Source organism: Acinetobacter sp. GN11 (assembly GCF_054823985.1).
Window position 1 is genome coordinate 20,145 of the sequence record NZ_JRVL01000003.1, and the last position, 26,162, is coordinate 46,306.

Here is a 26,162-nt window from a genome sequence, read left to right on the forward strand (position 1 = left end):
AGGCGCGGTTTTCACTGTTGCCCGCACCTGCCTATGTCGTTGCAGTCGTGGAATTATTGTGGATCAGCTTGTGTAGTTTTCAAAAGCGTTTGTAAATTAGCAGCCTTTGGTTTCACAAGCCAGAATTTACGGCTGTAGAAATCGAACTCATTGCGGATTTTATAAGCCCAGGCACTACCTGTTTCTTTAATATGCTCATCGATAATACGCAACAAGAACTCTTTATGATCTTCCATAGATTCTGTTGAAATACGATTTAAATCAATCAATTCGTGGTTGTAGTAATCTACGAAATCATTATCAAGGTCAAGTACATAAGCAAAACCACCGGTCATGCCCGCACCAAAGTTATGGCCTACTTTACCAAGTACAGTCACAACACCACCTGTCATATATTCACAGCAGTGATCACCAGCACCTTCAATTACAGCAAATGCACCAGAGTTACGAACTGCAAAACGCTCACCTGCTGTACCCGCTGCAAAAAGCTTACCGCCAGTTGCACCATACAAACAGGTATTACCAATAATTGCTGTGTTTTGTGTTTGGAAAGGCGAACCTTGTGGTGGGAAGATTGAGATACGACCACCTGCCATACCTTTACCCACATAGTCGTTGGCATCACCTTCAAGACGGATGTGTAAACCACCAGCGTTCCATACACCCAGTGACTGACCTGCAGTACCTGTTAAGTTCATTACAACAGGATGCACTTCCATGCCCAAGTTACCGTAGCGACGAGCGATTTCACCTGACACACGAGCACCAATCGAACGATCACAGTTCACAACTTTGAAGTTGAACTGACCGCCTGCACTTGATTCAATTGCAGGAAGCATTTCTGCAACCATTTTCTCAGCCAATACACCTTTATCAAATGGTGCATTACCTTGTACTTCACAATACTGTGCTTTACCGTCAGCAGATGGATGAGACGTTAACAATGCACTTAAATCAAGATGAGCATGTTTTTCAGTTTCACCTGGCAACACTTCAAGTAAATCAACACGACCAATTAAGTCTTTCAATGAAGAAACACCTAATGCTGCCAACCATTCACGAGTCTCTTCCGCAATAAAGTGGAAGAAGTTGATCAGCATTTCTGGCTCGCCAATATAGTGCTCTTGACGCAAGTGATCTTGTTGAGTTGCAACGCCAGTTGCACAGTTGTTTAAGTGGCAAATACGTAGGTATTTACAGCCTAACGCAATCATTGGTGTTGAACCGAAACCAAAGCTTTCCGCACCTAAAATTGCAGCCTTGATCACATCAAGACCAGTTTTTAAACCACCATCCGTTTGTACGCGTACTTTTCCACGTAAGTCATTAACGCGAAGTGCTTGATGCGCCTCACTTAACCCCAACTCCCATGGAGAACCCGCATGGTGAATTGATGAAAGTGGAGATGCTGCTGTACCACCGTCATAACCAGAAATGGTAATGAAGTCTGCATATGCCTTAGCAACACCAGCTGCAATTGTTCCGACACCCGGCTCAGATACCAGTTTTACCGAAACCATTGCTTGCGGGTTAACTTGCTTCAAGTCAAAAATTAACTGAGACAAATCTTCAATTGAGTAAATATCGTGGTGTGGTGGAGGTGAAATAAGTGTTACACCCGGCACTGAGTAACGTAAACGTGCAATTAAACCATTTACTTTACCGCCTGGTAACTGACCGCCTTCACCCGGTTTTGCACCTTGAGCAACTTTAATTTGCAACACTTCAGCAGAAGTCAGGTACGCAGGAGTTACACCAAAACGACCAGATGCGATCTGTTTGATTTTCGAGTTACGAATTGTGCCGTAGCGAACAGGATCTTCGCCGCCTTCACCAGAGTTTGAACGACCACCAATCGTATTCATCGCAATTGCAATTGCTTCATGCGCTTCTGGAGAAAGAGCACCCAAAGACATCCCTGCCGAGTCAAAACGAGGCAAGATGTCTTTAACTGATTCAACTTGCTCGACTGGAATTGGATTCGTTGTTTTTAACTTAAATAAGTCACGAATAGTCGCCACTGGGCGGTTATTAACCAGCTCAGCATATTCTTTAAAGTGTTCGTATTTACCAGAGCGAACTGCTTTGTGCAATGAGTTAATCACATCTGGGTTGAAGGCGTGATACTCTTTATCAAATACGAATTTAAGCAGACCACCTTGATCAATTGGTTTACGATTTGACCATGCTGTAGCAGCTAATTTTTTCTGGTCTTTTTCAAGATCAGCAAATGTTGCACCCTGAATACGACTTGGAACACCCAAGAAGCACTGATCTACAACTTCAGATGACAAACCCACGGCTTCAAAAAGCTGACCTCCACGATACGAAGCAACGGTAGAGATACCCATTTTTGAAAGAACTTTTAATAAGCCTTTCTCAATACCTTTACGGAAGTTCGCTTGAGCATGGATTGGATCACCTAAAAGCTCACCTTTAGCAATCAAATCATTAATCACGTCATATGCAAGGTATGGGTAAACAGCGGTTGCACCGAAACCAAGTAATACCGCAAATTGGTGCGGATCACGTGCAAAACCAGTTTCAACCATGATGTTCGCATCAGTACGTAAACCAGTTTTAATGAGGTAATGGTGTACCGCACCTGTTGCAAGCGCTGCGTTTGCAGGCAAGAAACCTTGACGAATATTTTTATCAGTTAAAACAATTAAAGTTTTACCATCACGAACCGCTTGAGCCGCTTCTTCACAAATACGAGTAATCGCAGCTTGCAAACCCTCTTCTTCGGCATAGTTCAAATTGATGTCAACAGACTCATAGCCTGCACGATCAATACTACGGATTTGCTGTATTTTTGAGTTAGACAGAACAGGGCTCGAAATAATGATTCGATCTGCGTGCTCTGGACCTTGCTCAAATACATTCTGCTCACGACCTAAACAGGTTTCGAGCGACATTACAATCGATTCACGTAATGGATCAATTGGAGGGTTTGTTACTTGCGCAAATTGTTGACGGAAATAATCAGTCACATGGCGTACTTGGCGAGACAATACAGCCATTGGCGTATCATCACCCATAGAACCTACAGCTTCTTGACCACTTTCAGCAATAGGACGTAACAACTGGTCTCGCTCTTCAAATGTCACCATAAACATTTTTTGAGCTGCTTTTAAAGCATCGCCAGTTAAGCCCTTATCAACTAATTGTTCTTCAAGTTCAGGGTTGGCATTTAAGCGAATTGCATGGTCACGCAACCATTCACGATACGGACGCATATTTTTAAGATGTGTATTTACATCTTTTGTATCAAGTACTTTGCCCGTTAAAGTATCAACTACCAAAATTTGGCCTGGTCCAACACGACCTTTAGAAACTACATCTTCAGGCTCATAACCCCAAACACCAATTTCAGATGCTAAGGTAATATAATCATTTTTGGTAACGACCCAACGTGCAGGACGCAAACCATTACGGTCAAGCATACAAATCGCATGACGACCATCTTGAATAACCAAGCCCGCTGGACCATCCCAAGCTTCCATATGCTTAGAGTTAAACTCATAAAATGCACGTAGGTCTGCATCTAAAGTTTCAACGTTCTGCCAAGCTGGTGGCACGAGCATACGCAATGCACGGAATAAATCCATACCGCCACCGACCAAGATTTCAAGCATGTTATCTAAGCTTGAAGAATCTGAACCTGTACGGTTCACGATTGGATTAAGATCAGTTAAACCCGGCAACAATGGATTTTCAAATTTAGGCGTACGTGCCAATGCCCAGTTACGGTTTGCTGTAATAGTATTAATTTCACCATTATGCGCAAGGTAACGGAAAGGCTGAGCCAAAGGCCAACGCGGTAACGTGTTAGTCGAGAAACGTTGGTGGAATACCACAATATGAGATTTTAAACGCTCATCTGCTAAATCTGTATAGAACTCAGCAATCGCAGCCGGCATCATCAAGCCTTTATAGCTGATTACTGTCGAACAAAGCGTGTTCACATAGAACGATGAATCATTTAGTAATTGTTGTTCTGCACGACGACGTGCCAAAAATAGTTTACGGTTAAACTCAACTTCTGTTACACCCATTGGACAGTTCACAATGACCTGCTCAAAAGCTGGTAAAGATTGAAGTGCAATTTCACCTAGTGCATCGTTATTTGTAGGGACAACACGCCAAGCTAGTACGCGTAAGCCATCAGCCTCAATTTCTTTAGTTAAAATATTTTTAGAGTGCTGCGCTAATGCCGGATCAACATTTAAAAATACAGTACCGACAGCAAAAACTTCGCTAAGTGTAATATCACTCAGTTTTTTTGCTTCATCACGAAAAAATTGCTTTGGCATCGCCAATAATAAGCCGCAACCATCTCCCGTCTTGCCATCTGCGGCAATACCACCACGGTGCGTCATGCAACTTAAACTGTGAATCGCGGTTTCTACAAGATGATGACTTGATTCACCCTTCATATGGGCAATCAGTCCAAAACCACAGTTATCCTTAAACTCATCAGGTTGATATAAACCTTGAGCGGGAGCTACAGTATTAGGCGATGGCATGTGCATAGCGTACCCTTCTTTCAATAAGGCTCTTTCGAGCGTCAAACAAACAACTTATTTCTGCGATATTGCCTATGGACGATAGTTAGCTCAATGTTTCGCAAAAAAAAATTTTGGGCTGATAAGCCAATATACGCTGTTCCATTTTTACGTACACTGGTTTTTGCTAGAAAAATGTTTTGACTTATTTCGCACTCTTTTAAAGCAGCTCGACCCCACGACTCTGCATAGACTTCACTCTTTAGAGCGCCAAAATAGTTAGCAGTACATTAATAAGCACAAGAATAAAGCAAAAACTATGCCAATATAATTTTTAAAGCTTAAGTGTTTATATTTATTAAAAATAGATCGGTTTTATTCAGGTTATCATTTTAATAAATGACCAAATATGCACCACACTTGATCAAAAATTATATATATCTTTTGTTACTGCACTATATTTGTGCACATTATTCTTATCCTTAGTTCCCTCTTGTGCCCTCATTTGTTGCATTTTTAGGAGGAGCTTCAGTTGCACGATTTTGTTGAGCCTTTTTAGCAGTATCAGCAGCAGAATTCGACTGATGTACATCCACGACATTTCCTTCAGCATCTCGGCGAATAATGGTTGTCCGAGTTGTGGAATTCGTTGCTGGAGCAGCTACTTTAGGTTGCGCACTTATAGCACTATTTGCACCTGTGCCTATAAGCAAAGACTCATCAATTCTAGGCAATGCAGCTGGACGTAAACGCACTTCATAAGTTTGACTAACCCCACCTTTCATTTCATCTGCCCCCAAGTCATTAACCAGTGGTACATAGGTCGAAAATTGTTGAGGTTGCGGCTTAATTGATTCAGGCAAATCAAGATTCAGCTGTGTTAACTGCTGAATTGCATCTTCAGAACGTTTAAATACACCATATGTCAAAACATATTGTTCAGATTGCTTATCACCACTTAATCTGAAGTAGATGAATTTATTTCGGTCTGAACGATTCTTTAAAAAGTTTTTAACAATATCTTCATCAGATGCGCGGAATAGCTCAAGCGTCCACTGTTTCTTATTTTCGTTAATAAACTTTGTACCGCGGAACTCCGCCTCATGCTGACCAGATACAACAGTCCGAGTCGTTAAATCAAGAGGCCTAACTTCATCAGCTAAAGCCCCTAAATTAGCCGTTGTTGCCACTTTTTCTGGCTGAATTTGCACGGGTGTTTCTGAATCGGCTGCTTTTTCAACTTCTACAAGCTTCTTACTATCAGTCATTACCCAGAAAAGAAAAGCCAGAAACAAGCAGACGATACCACCCACCAACCAGATATATTGTTGAACATTCTGCCAAAGTGTACGTGATACAGTCATGTGTTACCTTAATTTATTATCCGTGTTGATTTGCCAAAATAGCTTGTTTCATGAGTTCAACATCAAAGTCTTTAGTAATTACAGCTTGTCCAAGTTGCTTTAACAACACTAAACGTAATTGACCATTGAGGACTTTTTTATCATGTGCCATATATCCAAGGAATTCATCCAATGGAATTTTTGGACATGATATCGGCAAATTAGCGCGTTGAATAATTTTTTTTGTACGCTCTACATCATCGATTGAAATCCAGCCTAAACGCTGTGATAAATCAGCCGCCATGACCATGCCAGTAGCTACTGCTTCGCCATGCAACCAAGTGCCGTAACCAAGGTAAGATTCAATCGCATGACCAAAGGTATGACCTAGGTTGAGTAAAGCTCTCTCGCCCTGTTCTTTTTCATCATTTGCAACAATACGGGCTTTATGGGCACATGAACGATAAACAGCTTCTGCTAAAAGATCAGCATCTCGTCCAACCAACCCATCCATATTTTGCTCTAACCACACCAGAAAATCAGCATCACCTAACAAGGCATATTTAATAACTTCTGATAATCCAGCAGACAATTCTCGATCTGGTAAAGTGTTGAGTTGAGCCATATCAGCCAAAACAACTTGAGGCTGCTGAAATGCACCAAGCATGTTCTTACCCAGTGGGTGATTAATTCCAGTTTTACCACCTACACTTGAATCGACCTGTGAAAGAAGCGTAGTAGGAACTTGAACAAAATACACACCGCGCTGGAAACATGCTGAGGCAAAGCCAGCCATATCACCAATAACACCACCGCCTAAAGCTAAAACCGTACAGTCTCGGTTAAAGCCAGCTTCAAGTAGTGCATCAAAAATTAAATTTAAATGTTGAATATCTTTATATTTTTCACCATCGGGCAAAATACAAGTAGCCATCGTTTTACCCAAACTTTTTAGTGCTTCTTGATAGTGAGATAAATATAAAGGAGCAACCGTTTCGTTACTCACAATCATGACCTGCTGACCATGAATATAAGGCTCAAGCAACTGTTTAGGATCAAGTTGACTGCCAATAAAAATAGGATAACGGCGTTCGCCTAATTCAACATGTAACGTTTGCATGAGTTTATTAAACCACGAGTAAGTTTGGCTATTTTAGCGTGTTAGACAAAATAAGTTGCAAAATCTTTTGTGCAAGATCGCGTGCAGCACCCTGATTGGTTTCAATCGTGTAATGAGCAACTTCACGATACAAAGGATCACGTATTTTTAACAAATCTCGCAATTTTTGTTCAGGGTTTTCAACTTGTAATAGAGGTCTGTTTTTATCGCGATAAGTTCGTTGTAATTGTAGTTCCACTGGAGTGTAAAGATAAACAACTATACCACGCTGCTTTAGAAACTCACGATTGGGTGCTTGAGTAATCGCACCACCACCTGTTGCCAAAACCAAAGCCTTGCGGGAAGTCAACTCATTCAACACGATGGTTTCACGAGCACGAAATCCAAATTCCCCTTCTTTTTCAAAAATCCAAGGAATAGTAGCACCTGTTTTGCGTTCAATTTCATGATCACTATCTAAAAATTCACGCCCTAATATTTCGGCTAAATGACGTCCAACGGTTGTTTTTCCTGCCCCCATGGGCCCCACCAAATAAATATTTGGCAGGGTTTCAAACGCTTTGCTTGGCAAGGCGCCACCTATTTCAATTGCTTTCATTAAAAAATATATTAATGATTTCTCACCAAAGTGTCATTAACAATTCGTGGCGTAACGAAAATCAGTAACTCTTGTTTATCATCAGATTTCACATCTTTTCTGAATAAATGCCCAAGTACAGGAATATCACCAAAGAAAGGAACCTTGGTTTGTGAGTTAGAGGTGGTCTGCTCAAACACCCCTCCTAAAATGACCGTTTCACCGTTATTAACCAATACATTCGTATTAATATTATTTTTATTTAAAATTAATTCACCATTAGGGGCTTCGCCTGCTACAGAATCCTTAGAAATATCTAATTTCATTTGAATTTTACCATCAGGCGTAATACTTGGAGTAACATCCAAGCTTAACAGCGCATCTTTAAAAGAAGTAGTAGCTGTAGTACCCGTAGCAGAAGTAACAGCAGTTTGATAAGGAACTTGCTGACCTGTCGCAACTTTGGCAGTTTGCTTATCTGTAGTCATGACTTTCGGTGTTGAAATAACTTCACCATAACCATCGGCTTGTAATGCAGAAAGTTCTAGATCAAGCATAAAATCAGACATACTAATTAAACTAAAGGCTATACTACTTGCTCCAGCTGATGTAACGCCCAAATCAACGTTTAAATTATCTGGCCGTTCAATGGTATACTTTCCTTTACTGTCTGGATTTTTTAAATTCCACAAGGTTGTTTCACTCCCCCCAACCAACAAACTATTATTGTTGTTCACCCCTTGTGATAATATCCCCCACTTAACGCCAAGCTCTTTGGTAAAAGAAGTAGAGGCTCTTACAATCCGCGCCTCAACCATAACTTGTTTGACCTGCACATCAATCAAATCAACCATTTTACGAATTTTATCAATATTTTGGGCTGTATCATTGATAATCAAAGTATTAGTCCGTGTATCAGCAACAGCACTGCCACGTGGGCTCAATAAACTTTCTAAAGCAAGAGCATCTGAATTGGCAGTACGGTTTGCAACAGCCCCCTTACCATCACGAGTATCTTCAATTAGCTTAAGTACATCTGCTGCTTTCGCATAATTCAAACGAATATAATCGGTTTGGATCGGCGCTAACTTAATTGTTTGCGCTAAAGCTTTTGCTTCATCATCTTCCGCTTTAATCAACTCTGCAACTGGAGCAATCCAGATGACATTACCATTTCTACGCTTATCCAAGTTTTTAGTTTTTAAAATAATATCAAGTGCCTGATCCCACGGAACATCTTTCAAGCGCAAAGTAATATTACCCTGCACACTATCGGCAGCAACCATATTAATACCAGTAAAATCAGCAAGTAGCTGTAGAACTCTACGAACTTCAATATCTTGGAAATCCAGAGAAAGCTTATTACCAGAATAAGATGGCTTAGATGCAGTACTTACACTTTTGTCCTGAGGACGTTTTAAGCTAATGGTGAGTTTATTTTCCGCCTGATAAGCCATATATTCATAGCTACCACTAGATTGGATCGTAATAACACCATTACCTTTTTCGTTATACGATTCAATGGTAGAAACAGGGGTTGCAAAATCATTCACATTTAAACGTTTAGCTAAATGGGTAGGAATTTTAGAGCCAAGTGTTCTCACTACAACTTTGCTGCCTTGTTGTTGAACATCTACAGGGGTATTACTTCCTAGTAAATCAATAACAATTAACCCTTCACCTTGACCGCCACGCTGAAAACCAATATTTGAAACACCTTGGGGTTGAACCATAGTTGCTGGTAAAGGTTTAACAGCAGTTTGAGCTGAATTAATCTTTAAAATAAAAGTATTACCTTCAATACGTGTTGTAAACGCACCTGCCTCTTTTAAATTTACGGTTAAACGTGAGCGCTGATCGTCAGAACTTACATCGACCGAGCTCGCTTCATTTGTACCAATCGCTACTTTTGACTGTGTTAAAGTCTGCTGAGCTTTATTAAAATCCAAAATCAAACGTGAAGGATTTTCAAGTTGATATGCCTGTGGTTGCGGTGGCAAACCATTAAACATAACTCTAATTTCTGTACCTTGACCTGCAATTTGTGTCGGTACAATATTCGTCATGCTGACCTGTGCAGAGGCAACCTGCATAACTGCAATGGCTACAGCCCCCATAGAAAACTGACGGAATACGTGATTCATTGTCTGACCATCCCCAATTAAATAATCTTTAAAAATACTTTTTCTTTGTTATTCCCTAAATTTTAGGGTGCGGGCCCAATTAACACTAAGGTTCTTGGTCTTTCCACATAGCCTTCGCGCCCATCAGGGACAATTTCCACCAGATCAATTTGGGTTGGACCAATATGGGTAATACGCCCTTGATTCATCCCCATATAGTTCCCCATCTGTACTCGCTCAATTTGCTGATCAGGCGACTGGATAAGAGCCAGCACTTGCCCACGGTTGTTACGAATGCTTCCTTTCATGTTTAAGGATTCTAATGCATAACTTTCTAGAGGCTGAGGTGCTCGTGAGAAGTTCGGATAGACTCGTTTTCCTGCCATAATTTTGAGCTCAGCAGCAAGTGAGCTTGGTAAAAATGGACTCTTTAGCTGATGAGCCGCATAATTAAATTGTGGTACAGGTGTGAAAACAGGGGCTGGGTCTATCGGCTGTGGTGGCTGGTTACGTATATTTGCCATTTGCTGATTTACAGCATCAATTCTAGAGTCACATCCGACTAAAACTAAACATGCCAAAATAGAAAAAGAAATTTGCTTAAGTTTCATTGTAATGCTCCTATTTCGACTGTGTATTAGCAGTAGAGGAAACAGGTGCTACTGAAGCCGAAGCGTTGTTTTCCGGATGTTCAGCATTTTCTACGGTGCCCATATAGCGATAAGTTTTTGCCTTAATAGAATAATTAAGTACAGGAATATCTGACTTACTATCTTTAACAGGCGCAGCTTCTACAACAAAGTCATGCATCGTTACAATGCGGGGTAATGCCGCAATACTACTAACAAAAGCCCCAAAAGCGTGATAATCGCCAGTTGCTTCCATCGTAATAGGCTGTTCAATAAAGATTTCCTGCTTCACTTCATCTTCTAAACGGATATTCTTAAACTTCAGACCAGAATTCACTCCAGTTAAGTTAATATCCTCAACCAAGCTTGGAATTTCGGTTTCTTTTGGCAATTGCTCTAACTGCTGATTAAAGTTTGCTTGCATCTCTTGAAGTTGAAGCTGATATTGCTGCAAGTTACGTAATTTGGAATCTTTTTCTCGAAATTCATTCAACAAATTACTTTCTTGTGCCTGCGCATTATCAATTGCTTGTAGCTTTGGCTGAATAACAACAAAATATCCCAAAGCCAACACAGCAAAGAAAATAAAAATCCAACAAGTAATTTTCACAGATAATGGCCAGCTACCATAACTGTTCATATCTAATGTGTTAAATTGCTGAAGAAACTTTTCTAAAGTGATCTGTTTTTTCTTAGATGGAGCTTGTTCTAACGCCAACTCATGAAGTTCATCCGGACTCATTTAACCGCCCCCTTATCCGTACTTACAGACGTATTGGCGGTATCATCTGTTGTAGTCACCCCCGCTTCGCCCAAATCAACAGTCACAACAAAACTGCCATAACCATCTTCCACTCTAGGAAGCAGCGAACTCGCAGCCTTATCTTTTTTCTCTTCAGCCGCCAAGAAAGAATTCATGAAAGCGTTACGATACCATTGTGATGCTTCAAGATTACGTAATAACTCCGCAACCGTATTTGGACTTTCAGCTTTACCTTCAATGGTAAATTTATCTCCAGTTCGGCTAAATTTAGTCAAATACATCGCTGTAGGCGTCACACGTACCAATTCATCCACCAAACGCACGACAACAGGGCGCTGACTTTGCAATCCCTGAATAAGTTTCATACGCTCGATAATGGCATCACGCTGTTCTTGCAGACCATTTAAGGTTTTAAGCTGTTGATCTAGACTCTGGTTTGTACTAGTGATGAGTTGATTCGCTTGCTCTTGATCATTTAATTTTTGATTCAAATAAAACCACCCAGAAAATACAGTGGTGATCCCCAGAACAACGACCCCAAAACAGAAAATAATAAATTGTTTTTTGCGCTGCTCCCTAAGCCCATCACGCCAAGGGAGTAAATTAATTGTCGCCATTAATCAAAACTCCTTAAAGCCAAGCCACATGCCACCATTAATGATGAGGCATCATTTTCAAGTTTTTGAATGTCGACTTGAGGAGAAAAACCCATTTGTAAAAATGGATTGGCAATGGTCACACGGTAACCAAGTTTTTGTTGCAACAATTTGGCAAGCCCAGGAATATTGGCATTCCCGCCCGCTAGTAAAATATGGTCTATTTCATTGAACTGTGACGAAGAGAAGAAAAATTGTAGAGACCTAGCTGCTTGTTGTACGACCGCATCTAAAAATGGCTCTAAAACTTCAATGTCATAGTCATCGGGTAAAGAGCGTTCTTTTTTAGCTCGCCCTGCTTCTTCTAAAGACAAACCATAACGGCTTTGAATTTCCAAAGTAAGCTGTTTGCCACCGAAGACTTGTTCACGGGTATAAATGATTTTGCCACTTTGCATAACCGATAATGTCGTCATGGTATGGCCGATATCTAAAATACCAATGATATTTGCACCCATTGGCAAGCTATCAGCAAATACACTAAAAGCACGCTCGACAGCATAACTTTCGACATCAGCAAGCTTAGGCGTTAAATCCACCAGTTCCAGTACTTCTACACGTGTTTCAACATTTTCTGTTCTTGTTGCAACTAAAAGTACATTCACACGGTTTGGATTAGGCAGGCGATCTGGTAAAACCTCAAAATCAAGGCTCACTTCGTCCAAAGGGAACGGTATATACTGCTCCGCATCTAATCGAATCTGAACTTCTCGCTCATCATCATTCATCTCTGCATCCATTTCGATGGTTTTATGAATAACCGTCGATGTTGGAACAGCAATTGCAGCGTTACTGGTTTGGGGATTTGCTAAATTCATCGCCCGTTCCAAAGCTTCTGCAACTGCCTCTGGATTCAAGATATTTTTTTCAACTACACTGTTCTCGGGTAAAGGCATCAAAGCATAGCTTTCCACCCAATACTTACCGTTCTTAACAGAGAGCTCTAACAACTTAACAGAAGTCGAACTAATATCGACACCCATTAACCCCTTATTCGGTTTACGATATAACCTGAGCACACTATTGTCCTATTATTTTTTTATCCCCAAAAAAAATTACAAACCAATAATCTAGGTCTTTATTTTTACACGGATACAATATCTCATCTAACAATCCGCATGTCTAAAGGCTATACTGACCACAATTAGTTTGTATTCGATCTTATTAAAGCTTACTTATCATGAAAAAGCTATCCAGTTTGGGCTTCGTGCGTCCAATTTTTTTGATCATTATTATTATCTTAGTCTCACTTCCGATGGGCTTTTATGGCATGTATCTCTATATCGCCCCATCGCTCCCTGAAATGAGTTCACTAAAAAAAGCTCCGCTTTTAAAACCTCTACAGGTCTACACATCAGATAATCAACTGATTGCCGAGTATGGTGGTAAGCTTTCTATTCCTGTTGAATACAAACAAATTCCTCCTGCTTTTATTCATGCATTTTTAGCAGCAGAAGACTCTTCTTTCTTTGAACATAGCGGGATCAGTTTTAAGGGTTTAGGGCGTGCTTTAAGTGAAAGTGTGACTGGTTCTGATGTGCAAACTGGTGGTTCAACCATTACCATGCAGGTTGCAAAGAACTATTATTTGAGCCCAGAAAGAACCTTAAAACGTAAAATAACCGAGATCTTTTTGGCTCGAAAAATTGAGCAAAATTTATCCAAAGAAGAGATTCTCAGTCTTTATGTGAATAAAATCTTCTTAGGAAAAAATGCCTACGGTATCGCAGCAGCAGCCAAAATTTATTACAACAAAAGTATTAATGATCTGAGCATTGCCCAAATGGCAATGATCGCAGGTTTGCCAAAAGCACCGTCTAAATACAACCCCGTGGTTAATCCTGAGCGTGCACTTGAAAGACGTAATTGGATTTTAGGTCGTATGTTACAGCTGGGCTATATCTCTCAAGCAGAATATCAAAAAGCTGTAGCTGAACCGATTAACCTCAACATGCCCAATCGGGATTTAAATAATATTCACCCGTATGCGGGTGAAATGGTTCGTTCAGAGCTTGTAAAGCATTTTGGTGAACAAGCCATTGATTCTGGCTATAAAGTCTACACAACCATCAATGCTAAACGCCAAGCGATTGCTGAGAAATCTGTGCAAGATGGTCTTGAAGCTTATGACCGCCGTCATGGCTGGCGTGGTGCGGAAGCACACGATAAGCCGTTAAATGAATTTAGAGCATATGCCAATACCTACCCGGCACAAGTCACCAAGGTAAATAGCAGCTCTTTTGATGCACTCATGCAAGATGGCACAACCGTTACTGTACAGTGGTCCGGTATGTCATGGGCTCGTCCATATCGCAATGCGAATAGTGTAGGTGGTGCTCCTTCGCGCGCATCTCAAATTGTTCAAGTTAAAGATATTGTTCGCTTACGTCCAAATGATGCAAAAACAGCATGGTCTTTAGTTCAGGTTCCAAAAGTTCAAGGACAACTTATTGCGATTAACCCGAATGATGGTTCAATTGAAGCAATTGTAGGTGGTTATAACTTCTATCAATCGAAATTTAACCGTGCCTTACAAGGCTGGCGCCAACCCGGTTCAACAATCAAACCGTTTGTCTATGCATTGGCACTTGAACGCGGTATGACGCCGTACAGCATGGTGAATGATAGCCCTATCACAATTGGTAAGTGGACACCGAGAAACTCAGACGGTCGTTATTTAGGAATGATTCCATTACGTCGTGCTTTGTATTTGTCTCGTAATACCGTATCAGTACGCCTTTTACAAACTGTGGGAATTGAACGTACGCGCCAGTTATTCATGGATTTTGGTTTACAAGAAGATCAAATTCCACGTAACTACACCATTGCTCTAGGTACACCTCAAGTTTTACCAATTCAAATGGCAACTGGATACGCAACTTTTGCAAATGGTGGTTATCGCGTTCAACCACACTTTATTCAGCGTATTGAAGATGCATACGGTAAAGTGATTTATCAAGCTAAGCCAGAATATGCATGTATTCCATGTATTAATGCGCCAGACACAACTGATGACGAGCAGAAAGCGACAACAACAGATGATGAAGTCATTGAAGTTACTAACAAAGACGTAGAGCAGAAAGAAAAGGCAGCTAAGCAACTTAATCTTAAACAGACTGACAAAGCAAACAGTGAATATCGCCAAGCTCAACGTATTTTAAAATCAAGCTCTGCTTACGATATGGCGAACATCTTACGTGATGTAATTGAGCATGGTACAGGCCGTGCCGCACTTAAAATTGGCCGTAGTGATTTAGGCGGTAAAACAGGCACAACCAACGATGCAAAAGATGCATGGTTTGCAGGCTTTAACGGCAAGTTAGTGACTGTAACGTGGGTTGGATTTGACCAACCGACTACGCTTGGCCGTCGTGAGTATGGCGGTATTGCTGCATTACCGATCTGGATTAACTTTATGGGTCAAGCATTGCAAGGTACGCCAGCATCTTGGGTTCGTTTAGATAAAGATGCTCAAGGCCCTATTTCACGTGATAAACAAGCAGCCGTTACCGAAGTAGGCGATAAGAAAACCTATCGTGCAGCTCCACCATTAGCACGCCCACTATATCGCCCAGCACCGCCACAACCAAAACTGAGCAATAACAATGACTTCTCCGATTTACCAGGTGAGGAAATTGTTATTCCATCAAAAGCTGCACCTCCTGCTATGAAGCCTTCACAGGGAGCAGCACCGAAGCGTGAGAAAGATGAACTAGAAAATCTGATTAATCAGATCGAATAGCAAAAAAAGAAGCCATCATCAGATGGCTTCTTTTTTTGCGCTCTTAAAAATAAATCATTAGATGGCTTTTTACGCTTTTAAAAATGGACGGTTAGCTAGCTGTTTTATTACGTTTCTGAAAGACATAAATTTGAAAAGATGCCGTTACATCTAATTGCGACTGCTGCTCTAACTGCAAACGACGCTCAGGAGATGCTTTATAAGCATACGGCGTCATAGCTATCAGATTTTTTAAAGCCTGTTGGTCAAGCACAAAAGGGGCATCAATGATTTGCTCTTGCTTAAGCTCAAACAAATCTTGCAACTGCTCTATAAACTTCTCTGGTGTATGGGGGTTAACCTGTTCAAATAAAGCTTCACGCATTGCATATAAATGCTCAGATGCAGGAGTGACAACAATTAAATATCCATCATCTTTTAAAACTCGAGCAATTTCTGCTTGTGGAATTGGGCTAAACAAACTGGTACATGCATCCATGCTTTGATCAAGCACAGGCAAAGTCGCACCTGTCCCCACAACCCAAGTCACCTCAGTATTAAGCTTTGCTGCGCGTTGTACCGCATTTTTTGCAATATCAACACCAACACATTGCTCAACGACTTGCTGCATAGCACTAGTGTAGTAACCTTCACCACACCCAATATCAAGTACGGTTTTTACACTTAATTGTTTTAATAAAGCGACTACAGCATGTTGTAAGGGCTGATAATAACCACCTTGTAAAAAAGCTCTTCGTGCATCGACCGACTCTGGCGTATCTCCAGGGTTTTTACTATGTTTATGTTGTACAACATGTAAATTAACATAACCTTGTTTTGCAATGTCATAACTATGCCCTCTTTCACAACGCCAAGTTTTATCCAGTAGATCTAAAGGCTGACGGCAAACAGGACACATCAATACGCTCATGTTTTTCTCTCAATAAAAAAGCCGGCAATGCCGGCTCTTGTGAAAACCTTTCTTAACGCAATTTTAAAGTCATTAGACCTAAAACTACTAATATAATTGTAATAATCCAAAAACGAATCACGACTTGGGTTTCTTTCCAGCCCTGCTTTTCATAGTGATGATGTAGCGGCGCCATTAAGAACACACGTTTATTTCGCATCCGCAGCGACCCGATTTGCAGGAAGACAGATACTGCCTCCATTACAAACACACCACCCATAATCGCAAATACGATTTCTTGGCGTACCATAACAGCAATCGTTCCAAGCATCGCGCCTAAAGCTAAAGCACCAACATCGCCCATAAAGATTTGAGCTGGGTGTGCGTTATACCAAAGAAATGCCAGACCTGCACCAATCATGGCAGAACAGATTACAACAAGCTCAGAGGTGTATTTCACATATGGAATATGCAAATAGTTAGCAAAACGAATATCACCTGACAAGTAAGCAAATACACCTAAGCCAGTAGCAACCATTACAACAGGCATGATTGCCAGACCATCTAAACCATCAGTTAAATTAACGGCGTTAGAGGCGCCATTAATAACCAGATAGGTAAATACAATAAATGCCAAGCCTAAAGGAACCATAGAGAGTGGAATTGAAAGATTCTTAAAGAATGGAATCAATAAATCCAGCATGTTTGCAGTATGATCAGCATTCGACTGTTGGGTTGCGATTAAATATAAAGCAATACCAGCCCCAAGGGATGCAACTGAAGTCCAGAAGAATTTCTTACGAGCAGGTAAACCAGCATTGTCTTTATAGCGAATTTTAATCCAGTCATCTGCCCAGCCAACTGCACCGAACACGACCATTACACCAAGCACAATCCAGACATAAGGGTTAGATAAATCAGCCCAAAGTAAAGTACTAATACCAATTGAAAGCAGAATTAAAATCCCACCCATGGTTGGTGTACCCATCTTTTTAGCATGATTCTCAGGAGCAAATGAACTTACTGCCTGACCGTATTTTAACGCTTGTAATTTACGAATCATGATCGGCCCAAGGACCAAACCAATGGTCAGTGAAGTTAATACACTGAGTAAAGAACGTAATGTTAAATAACGAACGACCTGAAACGAACTATGATAGCCCGCAAGGTGTTCAAACAACCATAACAGCATTTAAAGTTTCTCCATCAAATCAGCCATCAACGTTTCCATATGAGTAAAGCGAGAACCTTTAAACAGGAAACTCATGGACTGTGGTTGATGTGTTTGGATTAGATTGATTAGAAATGGAAGCGCCTCAGCTTGTGTCTGAAATGCTTTCACTTTATTGGAATGAGAGTCTGCACCCTCGAGAGCGGCTGAAGCAAACTGCCCAACTGCAATAATATGATCTAAAGGAAGCTCGGCAAGATCACGACCTAAATCGTGATGTTCTTGCCAACTACTATCACCTAACTCACCAATATCCCCCATGACCATCACTTTTACGCCTTGTTGCTGCAACAACACTTGTGCAGCAGCGCGCATTGAAGTCGGATTGGCATTATAAGTATCATCAATAAATAAGTAAGGTGACTTTTGAATAAAGTTAAGACGGCCTTTAGCTCCCTGAGCTTGCTCTAAGCCTTGGACAATATCTTCTAGTCCAATACCAATTGCTAAAGCAAAGGCTACAGCTGCGGTTGCATTTTGAACATTATGCTCGCCTGCAAAAGGGAGTCTAACAGCACTGACGCCTTGCGGCGTATGTAGCGTAAAATTTGTTGATTGAGGTAATAATTCAATATCTGTTGCATAGACATCGCCACCTACACCAAATGTAGAAATACGATGCGCTTTTGCGGCGTCAAGAATCTCAGCAGTGAAATCATCTTGTTGCGGTACGATTGCAACGCCATTTGGTAAAATATGACGATAAATTTCCGATTTAGCTCGGCAAATACCTTCACGCCCGCCAAATTCACCCAAATGAGCGGTACCAATATTCAAAATGCCTGCAACATTGGGCTGAACAAGTTTTGATGTGTAATCAATCTCGCCTTGATGGCTTGCACCCAGCTCCATCACTGCATATTGATGTTCCTTGCGAAGCTCTAGCAGCATCATGGGTACACCAAGGTCATTATTTAAATTACCACGGGTAATTAATGTCGGAGCTAAGCGCGATAGTATACTTCCCAACATTTCTTTAGCTGTGGTTTTACCGCTACTACCTGTTAACGCAATCACTTTTAATTGGGTATTTTGCTCACGACGATAAGCTCCTAGTTGCCCCAGAGCCAAGCGAGTATCGGCCACAACCAATTGTGCAATATCTACATTTAAAGGGCGTTCAACAATAGCGATTTGACAACCATTCGCTGCAACCTGAGCTACAAAGTCGTGCGCGTCAAAACGTTCACCCTTAAGTGCTAAAAAGGCGTCTCCACTTTCCGCATGACGAGAATCCGTCAAAATACGTTTAATTTCAGTTTGAGGGATCTGGTCTTTATGCCAATAACCCTGCGTTGCCTGTTGTAATTGTTGAGCTGTCCACGGTTCCAAAGGCACGGTACTAGTGGTTGAAGTATGCATAAATAATCCTATTGTGCAGGGTAAGCAGCGTCTACAGTATGGTGCTGTGCAGAAATTGCTGATTGTACTTCGACAACATCATCAAACCAGTGACGCACACCATTAATTTCTTGATAGTTTTCATGACCTTTACCAGCAATAACCACAATATCACCAGCTTGAGCTTGCTGTGCAACAAACTTAATTGCTTCACGGCGATCATGAATTTCCTGCATGCGATGTCCAGAGAAATCAATTCCTTGCTTCATATCAGCAAAAATTTGTTCGGGATCTTCAGTTCTTGGATTATCCGAAGTCAGAATAATCGGATTCGCTCCATTCAAAGCAGCTTGAGTCATGAGTGGACGTTTACCACGATCACGATCTCCACCACATCCGAATACTGCCCAAAGCTGATTAGATACATGACGTTTTAAAGTCTTAAGCACCTGGATCAAAGCATCGGGTGTGTGTGCATAATCCACAACAAATAAACGCTCACTGTCGCGAATGACCTGCATTCGTCCCGGCGCACCAATGAGCTTAGGAACAAAAGCGACTAAAGCTTTTAAATCAAAACCTGCTTGCTCAGCAGCAATAAGTGCTGCAATCAGGTTTTCAACATTGAAATGCCCCAATAATGGACTTTGAACAGCAAAAGAACCTTGCGAGCTGACTAAATTAAAAGTCGCCCCTGCCAAACTGTAACTTAAGTCACTAATATAATAATCAGCAGTATTTTGGGTAAGTGAATACGTCAGAATCTTTGGCTGAGCAGGATTTTGTTTTGCTGCATTTATCATAAGAGCAGCATGTTCATCATCAAGATTAATAACAGCTACTTTTAAAGAATTAAAACGGAATAAAAGAGCCTTTGCTTCTGCGTAAGCCTCTAAAGTGCCATGATAATCCAGATGATCACGACTCAAATTACTATAAACAGCAATTTCAATCGCACAACCATTTAAACGACCTTGCTCTAAACCATGTGAGCTTGCTTCCAAAGAAGCGAAAGTTGCACCTTGTTTAGCATAATCATGTAATGCATTTTGTAGTTGTAAAGCATCGAGCGTAGTATGAGTTGATGGCGTCAGATCAGGCAAAATACCATTACCAGTTGTACCCATCACTGCACAGGGCTGTTGTTGTGAACTAATTAATTCAGCAACTAGACGCGAAATTGTCGTTTTACCATTTGTGCCTGTTACTGCAACAATACGTGCTGGTGTAACAGGATTTATATGTTGCAAATAACGCTCTTGCCATTCGCCCATACGCTGACGTACATCAGGGCATACCCATTCATTTGCCACACCCAGCTCAGTCTCGCTAATGATCGCAAGTGCACCATTCGCTAAAGCTGACTCAGCAAAAGCACGTGTTTTTTCAGGTTGGCTATAACTGGTCAAAGCAATAAAAATTTGGCCCGATTCAACCTTACGGCTATCTAGACTAAAGCCATGAAAGGGCTGCTTAGACCACTGTGCATTAATCTCGACTGGATTAATTTCTTGAAAAGAAACAGACATAGCTTACCTGCGAATAGGATTTACTGAAGTATCAAGGGGCTTATCAAGCGGCACATTCATTAAACGCAATGATTCTTGCATAATGCGCGCAAAAACAGGTGCCGCAACCAAACCACCGTAATAGCGGCCTTGCGGGTTTTCAACAACGACAATAACGGCTAAACGCGGGTCACTAATCGGAGCTACACCAGCAAATAAAGCACGGTATTCACTATTTGAATAACCTTTACGGTCTGCACGAAGTTTATGAGCTGTACCTGTTTTACCACCAACACGATAACCGGGAATATTAGCTTGTTTTGCAGTACCACCAGGCATCGTAACCTGCTCTAGCATGAGCAAAACCTGATCGGCAATTTTTGGAGCAAGAACTTGTTCCCCTTTAGGCGCCTGATCTAACTTATGTAGGCTTAAAGGCATTTTCTCGCCATGATTTGCAAGCATTGCATAGCCTTGCGCCAATTGAAGAATAGTCGCATTTAGGCCATAACCATAAGCCATGGTACCAATTTGGGAAGAGTTTAATTTACTTACCGGAAGCACTAAACCTGAGCTTTCCCCTGGAAATTTCACAGCCGAGCGTTTACCAAAACCGGCACGATTAAAGAAGCTTGGCAGTGTTTCTTTTGGAAGTGACAATGCAATTTTTGCAGAACCTACGTTTGAAGATTTGATAATCACGCCACTTACAGTTAAAGCACCATAGTTATGGGTATCACGAATCGTATGCCAACCTAAACGCATTGAACCCGGAGACGTATTTACAATCGTGTTAGGCGTATATTGGCCAGTTTCTAATGCGGAAGAAATTGTAAATGGTTTCATGGTTGAACCCGGTTCGAACATATCAATCGCACCGCGGTTACGCATGGCATCTTTATTAGACAAACCATTTTTATCATTCGGGTTATATGACGGCCAACTGGTCATTGCCAGAATTTCACCAGTTTTAACATCTACAGCAATTGCAGTTGCCGAACGCGCATTATTTGCAACACCAGCTGCGGTCAACTCTCTATACATAATGTATTGCAAACGAGAGTCGATACTTAAAGTGATGTTTTCGCCCGGCTCACCCTCACGGATAACCTCTGAAACTTTTAAGCGATTTCCGCGCTTATCACGAATAACTTTTTGCTCACCATCCACACCCGACAGCTGTTTATTGAGCTGCATTTCCAAGCCTTCAATCCCTTGGCCTTCACTGTTAGTTAAACCAATGATCTGGGCATTTGGCTGTGGTTGAGGATAATAACGTTTATACGTTTTCTCGGCATATACACCTTGAAAGTTACCCTTCGTAATGAGATCTGCTTGTTGCGGCGGTATTTCTTTTTTCAAAACTAAATAACGAGAACGCGGTCGTGCATTCATCTGTTTTTTAAGATCAGCATGATCTAAACCAACGACGTCTGCCAACTCATCAAGATTCAAGTTTTTATCGGGTAATTGTCTTTTTAATTTACGATTATTCGGATCTTTCTTTAATTCCGCTGTAATCTGGTCATATAAGTGCTTGGTATCGAAATAATCACGTGGATCCATTACGATTTTCATGATTGGTGTACTAATTGCCAAAGGTACACCATGGCGGTCACTAATCACGCCACGCATAGCTTCCACACGCTCAGTACGCAAAATATTGGCATTGGCCTTGTTTTGTAAAAAATCCTTATTAATTACTTGTACATAAAATGCACGTGCAATTAAAACAACAAAACAGAGTAACACTACTGCCCAGAGCAGATAAAACCGCCACATATCAAAGGCAAGAGTTGGTTTTTCCGAAATAGACTGTTGTTTTTTCCGTGTTTGTTTTGTTCGCTTATCTACCATACAGCAAGGCCTTACTTATTTTGCTCTGAGGTCATTGGTAAAGAAATTACCACCGTTTCTGCAGCCGGTGGAGAAAACATCCTTAGCTGAGTTACAGCACGCGTACCAATCTGTGCCGTTGCACCAAAGGTTTGTTGCTCAATGAGCAAACGCCCCCATTCAGCATTGAGATCATCACGTTCACGCATATAAGAGCTAAGCTCTCTATAATCATGACGATATTCAAATACTTGAAATACCACCATCATGGCACTTATAAAGACAAGCGCCACTAATACTGTATACACCACAACTTTTTTCACCACTTTGTTTTCTGTGGTGGCGATTTCATCACTGCTTTTCATTACGCGCCTTTTTCTTCCAAGCGTTCAGCAACCCGAAGCCATGCACTACGTGATCGAGGGTTCGCTTTTACTTCTTCTTCACTCGCACGAACCCGTGAAATTTTCTTTACTCTTCTTGTATCTACACGCTGCTCAGGCATTCCCCAACCGAAATCTTCTGCTAACGTTGATTCTTTTTGAATAAACTGCTTAATCAGTCGGTCTTCAAGAGAATGGAAACTAATAACAGACAAACGTCCTTCCGGTTTGAGTAAGTCTACAGCTTGCGGCAAAAACACTTCAATATCTTCGAGCTCTTTATTAATAGCAATCCGAATAGCCTGAAATGCACGTGTCGCTGGATGTTTATGTTTTTCCCATTTTGGATGAGCAGTTTTAACAACTTCCGCCAATTGGGCTGTCGTTTCTAGTTTTCCAGCGAGTTTAATGGCTTTAGCAATACGTCGACTATAACGCTCTTCACCATATTGATAAATAATATTTGCTAATTGTTCTTCTTCAATTTTAAGTAACCACTCGGCCGCAGTTAAACCCTTAGAATTATCCATTCGCATGTCCAACGGACCATCTTGCATGAAACTAAAACCACGCTCAGCCTGATCAAGTTGAGGAGATGAAACCCCCAGATCAGCCATAATTCCATCAACACTCATCACGCCAATTTCCTGCATCTTCTCTTTGATATCAGCAAAACTGGCATGAATAATGGTAAATCTTGAATCTTCTTGTGCCAAAGTAGCAGCAACTTCCAATGCTTGAGGGTCTTTATCAAATGCGTACACTCGCGCATTTTCATCAAGTTTAGAAAGCAATAAACGGGTATGCCCACCTCTTCCAAAGGTTGCATCGATATACACCCCAGTTGTGCGATCTGCCAATAAGCTCTCAATGGTCTCGGAAAGTAAGACAGAAATATGCGACATAGGTGTTAAATCATAGCGTGAAAATGTAACTGCACATTATCACCTTGTTTATGACCAACGCCAAACGGCTTTTTGTAGGAAAATATTAATTTTTCATAGATAAAACCGTTTTGTTAGCACTTTTTAAGCAAAATAAGAAACTAAGAATAATTTTTTAGCGTTAAATACGAATTTATAAAACTTTTTATTAAACGCTTCACCTAAAAAATTCTCTTTTTCTTTTACGATTATTCCTTAGAGAAGCTCACAGATTCGCCTTAGGAAGAGATGTGTTGGCAATCTTTCTCGGCGTATTTACCGATTTGATTTAACCATTTTTGCCTTTGGTCTGAACTTGCTCCACGCACTGTTCCAACATAATTAACTTTGACTTTACTAACCCCACAAAATTGCAAAGTCGCTTTTTTAAGTTGACGCGTACTTGGCTCGCCATAGTACCAACGATAAAACCAGCCTGGCTGATCTAAAGTCGTAATCAGTCGTGCTGATTTGGACTGTAAATGACCAATAACGCGATTACTATTTTCTCGGTAACTAAAGACAAGATTTGGTAAAAAGAGTCGGTCAATAAAACCTTTAGCGATGGCTGGAAGCCCTCCCCACCAAACTGGAAAAAACCATACCAAATGATCAGCAGCCTGAATTTTTTCAAGCGCATTCATTAAATCAGGTTCCAGATCCATCCGTTTCTCATAACCATATTTTAAATTAGGCTCGAAATCCAACTTCGCAATCTCGAGAAGATCTACGTGAACACCTAATGTTTTTACGTGCTCCACATAGTTGTGAGCCAATGCATGATTAAAACTAGTATCAGATGGATGACCATTAATAACTACAATACGTTTAGAGACTTGAGACATATATCGCCTTTATTGTCGCGCAGTCAGATATCAGTTGATATCTGAAATAAATAAGTAGCGAAAATATCTTATAAAAATTAAGATATCAAGTGATATCTCAACTATTCTTTTATCTGGCTCTTATGACTCTTTCTCGCAATGAAAAACAGATACAAACTCGACAGCATCTCATTGACGCTGGGTTTGCCCTCATTTCTGAATATGGTTATAACGCGGTATCAATCAGGAATCTTTCTAAACAGGCAGGCTATACTCAAGGTGCCTTCTACTCGAATTTCAACAATAAAGAAGAGTTTTTGCTTGAGCTTATGCAGCTTCAATTCGCTAAAGAGAATTTACAATTAAAAGAAATCTTTACCAGTGCCCCCTCAAATACAGAGCAACTCATTGATTCATTGTGCCAATGGCTGACCGCTTTTTTTAGAAACGATGAATGGCTTAAAATATCAATAGAACTACAACTATTTGCTGCACGTGATATTACCTTCGCTAAGGAGTATCAAAAGGTTTGGAAAACTCATCAGCAAGAAGTAACTAAAATTATGAAGCAGTTCTTTTCTTTAATGGATATGACTGAGCCTGATGACTATGATTCTATTGTCATAGAGCTTGTATCATTAAGTTATGGGCTAGCCTTACAATATATGATTTTTAAAGATGATATAGACCACTACATTAATATCTTTATCAACACTTTATTAAAAAGATTGGGCGATTTCTAAGTTAATCAAAATGAGATGTAAAAATACAAAAAAGCCGCTTAATGATTAAATAAGCGGCTCTAAGCAAAAGCTTAATTAATTATTGCTTCCCATCATAAATTTGATCAAAGACGGCCCCATTAGCAAAGTGAGTTTTTTGAGCTTTGGCCCACCCACCAAAAACATCATTAATGGTAAATAATTTAATTTTTGGGAATTGTGCTACATATTTAGCGGCGACTTGAGCATTACGCGGTCGGAAATAATGTTTAGCAGCCAACTCTTGCCCTAATGGTGAATATAAAAAGTTCAAATAGCCTTTTGCTAATGTTCGGTTCCCATCTTTATCAACGGTTTTATCTACAATTGCGACGGATGGTTCTGCCAAAATTGAAACTGATGGGTAAACAATTTCATATTTATCTTTATCTGGTCCTTTTGTTGCCAATAAAGCTTCGTTTTCCCATGATAATAAAACATCACCAATGCCACGTTCGGCAAATGTTGTTAATGAACCACGTGCTCCCGAATCAAGTACTTTTACATTGTGATAAAGTTTTTTAACTAACTCACGAGCTTTGGCATCATTTCCGCCCGGCTGTTTTAAGGCATAACCCCATGCCGACAAATAAATCCAACGAGGTGCGCCCCCTGTTTTAGGGTTAGGAGTGATAATTTCCACACCCGGTTTGGTTAAGTCATTCCAGTCACGTATATTTTTTGGATTACCTTTTCGTACGAGGAACACAACCGTAGAGGTATAAGGTGCAGAATTATTCGGAAATTCTTTTTGCCAATTCGGTTGGATAAAACCAGCTTTCACAATCTCATCAATATCATTCGCCAACGCTAACGTTACAACATCAGCTTCAAGACCCGTAGCTACTGCCCGAGCTTGTTTACCAGATCCACCATGCGACTGTTTAAACTCAACATCCTGACCTGTACGCTGCTTCCAGAACTTCCCAAAAGCCTGATTATATTCTTGATAAAATTCTCGGGTCGGATCATAAGAAACGTTTAAAAAAGAAGTAGCAGCTTGAG

Annotated in this window: 20 protein-coding genes; 2 read left to right on the plus strand and 18 right to left on the minus strand. The window is 40.7% G+C overall.

Translation table 11 applies throughout. The features are described 5' to 3' along the window. Positions 1–53 precede the first annotated feature (53 nt). The 9 genes from gltB to NL42_RS00380 all read right to left on the minus strand — a co-directional run bounded on the left by gltB (position 54) and on the right by NL42_RS00380 (position 12,738). The gene (gene gltB, locus NL42_RS00340; RefSeq protein ID WP_461311366.1) at positions 54–4,529 is read right to left on the minus strand and encodes a glutamate synthase large subunit; all 4,476 of its coding nucleotides are present in this window, start codon (positions 4,527–4,529) and stop codon (positions 54–56) included. Positions 4,530–4,990: 461 nt separating this feature from the next. Continuing rightward, complete coding sequence (locus tag NL42_RS00345) at positions 4,991–5,872, minus strand: hypothetical protein (RefSeq protein WP_461311367.1); 882 nt, start codon at positions 5,870–5,872, stop codon at positions 4,991–4,993. Positions 5,873–5,888: 16 nt separating this feature from the next. Continuing rightward, entirely contained in the window at positions 5,889–6,971 is a 1,083-nt protein-coding gene (gene aroB / locus NL42_RS00350; RefSeq protein ID WP_461311368.1) for a 3-dehydroquinate synthase, read from the minus strand. A gap of 28 nt (positions 6,972–6,999) precedes the next feature. Then, positions 7,000–7,569, minus strand: a complete 570-nt coding sequence (gene aroK, locus NL42_RS00355) for a shikimate kinase AroK (RefSeq protein ID WP_004789808.1) — start codon at positions 7,567–7,569, stop codon at positions 7,000–7,002. Positions 7,570–7,580: 11 nt separating this feature from the next. After that, on the minus strand, positions 7,581–9,692 hold the full coding sequence (gene pilQ, locus NL42_RS00360; RefSeq protein ID WP_461311369.1) for a type IV pilus secretin PilQ: 2,112 nt from the start codon (positions 9,690–9,692) through the stop codon (positions 7,581–7,583). 62 nt (positions 9,693–9,754) lie between these two features. Next, positions 9,755–10,282 carry a pilus assembly protein PilP gene (locus NL42_RS00365; RefSeq protein ID WP_461311370.1) on the minus strand — a complete coding sequence of 176 codons (528 nt, stop codon included), beginning with the start codon at positions 10,280–10,282 and terminating at the stop codon, positions 9,755–9,757. A 10-nt stretch (positions 10,283–10,292) separates the two neighbouring features. Continuing rightward, positions 10,293–11,042 (minus strand): type IV pilus inner membrane component PilO, encoded by a 750-nt coding sequence (locus NL42_RS00370; RefSeq protein ID WP_461311371.1) that lies wholly within the window; start codon positions 11,040–11,042, stop codon positions 10,293–10,295. Continuing rightward, positions 11,039–11,680: a PilN domain-containing protein gene (locus NL42_RS00375; RefSeq protein WP_461311372.1), complete on the minus strand. Its 642-nt coding sequence runs from the start codon at positions 11,678–11,680 to the stop codon at positions 11,039–11,041. Before NL42_RS00375 ends, NL42_RS00370 begins: the two co-directional genes overlap by 4 nt. After that, complete coding sequence (locus NL42_RS00380; RefSeq protein ID WP_461311373.1) at positions 11,680–12,738, minus strand: pilus assembly protein PilM; 1,059 nt, start codon at positions 12,736–12,738, stop codon at positions 11,680–11,682. Before NL42_RS00380 ends, NL42_RS00375 begins: the two co-directional genes overlap by 1 nt. Before the next feature lie 161 nt (positions 12,739–12,899). Here NL42_RS00380 and ponA point away from each other — a divergent pair, with 161 nt between their 5' ends. Continuing rightward, positions 12,900–15,461 (plus strand): penicillin-binding protein PBP1a, encoded by a 2,562-nt coding sequence (ponA, locus tag NL42_RS00385; protein WP_461311374.1) that lies wholly within the window; start codon positions 12,900–12,902, stop codon positions 15,459–15,461. A gap of 91 nt (positions 15,462–15,552) precedes the next feature. Here the strand turns inward: ponA and NL42_RS00390 are convergent, their stop codons facing one another. The 8 genes from NL42_RS00390 to NL42_RS00425 all read right to left on the minus strand — a co-directional run bounded on the left by NL42_RS00390 (position 15,553) and on the right by NL42_RS00425 (position 24,417). Continuing rightward, positions 15,553–16,371, minus strand: coding sequence for a putative RNA methyltransferase (locus NL42_RS00390; RefSeq protein WP_461311375.1), 819 nt, complete (start codon positions 16,369–16,371; stop codon positions 15,553–15,555). A 52-nt stretch (positions 16,372–16,423) separates the two neighbouring features. Further along, a complete protein-coding gene (gene mraY / locus NL42_RS00395) occupies positions 16,424–17,542 on the minus strand; it encodes a phospho-N-acetylmuramoyl-pentapeptide-transferase (RefSeq protein WP_461311376.1) in 1,119 nt (372 codons plus the stop codon). Beyond that, positions 17,543–18,943, minus strand: a complete 1,401-nt coding sequence (locus tag NL42_RS00400; protein WP_461311377.1) for a UDP-N-acetylmuramoyl-tripeptide--D-alanyl-D-alanine ligase — start codon at positions 18,941–18,943, stop codon at positions 17,543–17,545. It lies immediately after the preceding gene. Between the two features lie 8 nt (positions 18,944–18,951). Continuing rightward, positions 18,952–20,451, minus strand: a complete 1,500-nt coding sequence (locus NL42_RS00405) for a UDP-N-acetylmuramoyl-L-alanyl-D-glutamate--2,6-diaminopimelate ligase (protein ID WP_461311378.1) — start codon at positions 20,449–20,451, stop codon at positions 18,952–18,954. Between the two features lie 3 nt (positions 20,452–20,454). After that, entirely contained in the window at positions 20,455–22,287 is a 1,833-nt protein-coding gene (gene ftsI, locus NL42_RS00410; protein WP_461311379.1) for a penicillin-binding protein PBP3, read from the minus strand. Positions 22,288–22,298: 11 nt separating this feature from the next. Then, positions 22,299–22,631: a cell division protein FtsL gene (gene ftsL / locus NL42_RS00415; protein WP_004789835.1), complete on the minus strand. Its 333-nt coding sequence runs from the start codon at positions 22,629–22,631 to the stop codon at positions 22,299–22,301. Then, complete coding sequence (gene rsmH / locus NL42_RS00420; protein WP_461311380.1) at positions 22,631–23,554, minus strand: 16S rRNA (cytosine(1402)-N(4))-methyltransferase RsmH; 924 nt, start codon at positions 23,552–23,554, stop codon at positions 22,631–22,633. Before rsmH ends, ftsL begins: the two co-directional genes overlap by 1 nt. 257 nt (positions 23,555–23,811) lie before the next feature. Further along, a complete protein-coding gene (locus NL42_RS00425; RefSeq protein ID WP_461311381.1) occupies positions 23,812–24,417 on the minus strand; it encodes an NAD(P)H-dependent oxidoreductase in 606 nt (201 codons plus the stop codon). A 122-nt stretch (positions 24,418–24,539) separates the two neighbouring features. Here NL42_RS00425 and NL42_RS00430 point away from each other — a divergent pair, with 122 nt between their 5' ends. Then, positions 24,540–25,139 (plus strand): TetR/AcrR family transcriptional regulator, encoded by a 600-nt coding sequence (locus tag NL42_RS00430; protein ID WP_461311382.1) that lies wholly within the window; start codon positions 24,540–24,542, stop codon positions 25,137–25,139. 79 nt (positions 25,140–25,218) lie between these two features. Here the strand turns inward: NL42_RS00430 and NL42_RS00435 are convergent. Continuing rightward, on the minus strand, positions 25,219–26,162 hold a 944-nt coding region (locus NL42_RS00435; protein ID WP_461311383.1), incomplete at its 5' end, for a sulfate ABC transporter substrate-binding protein.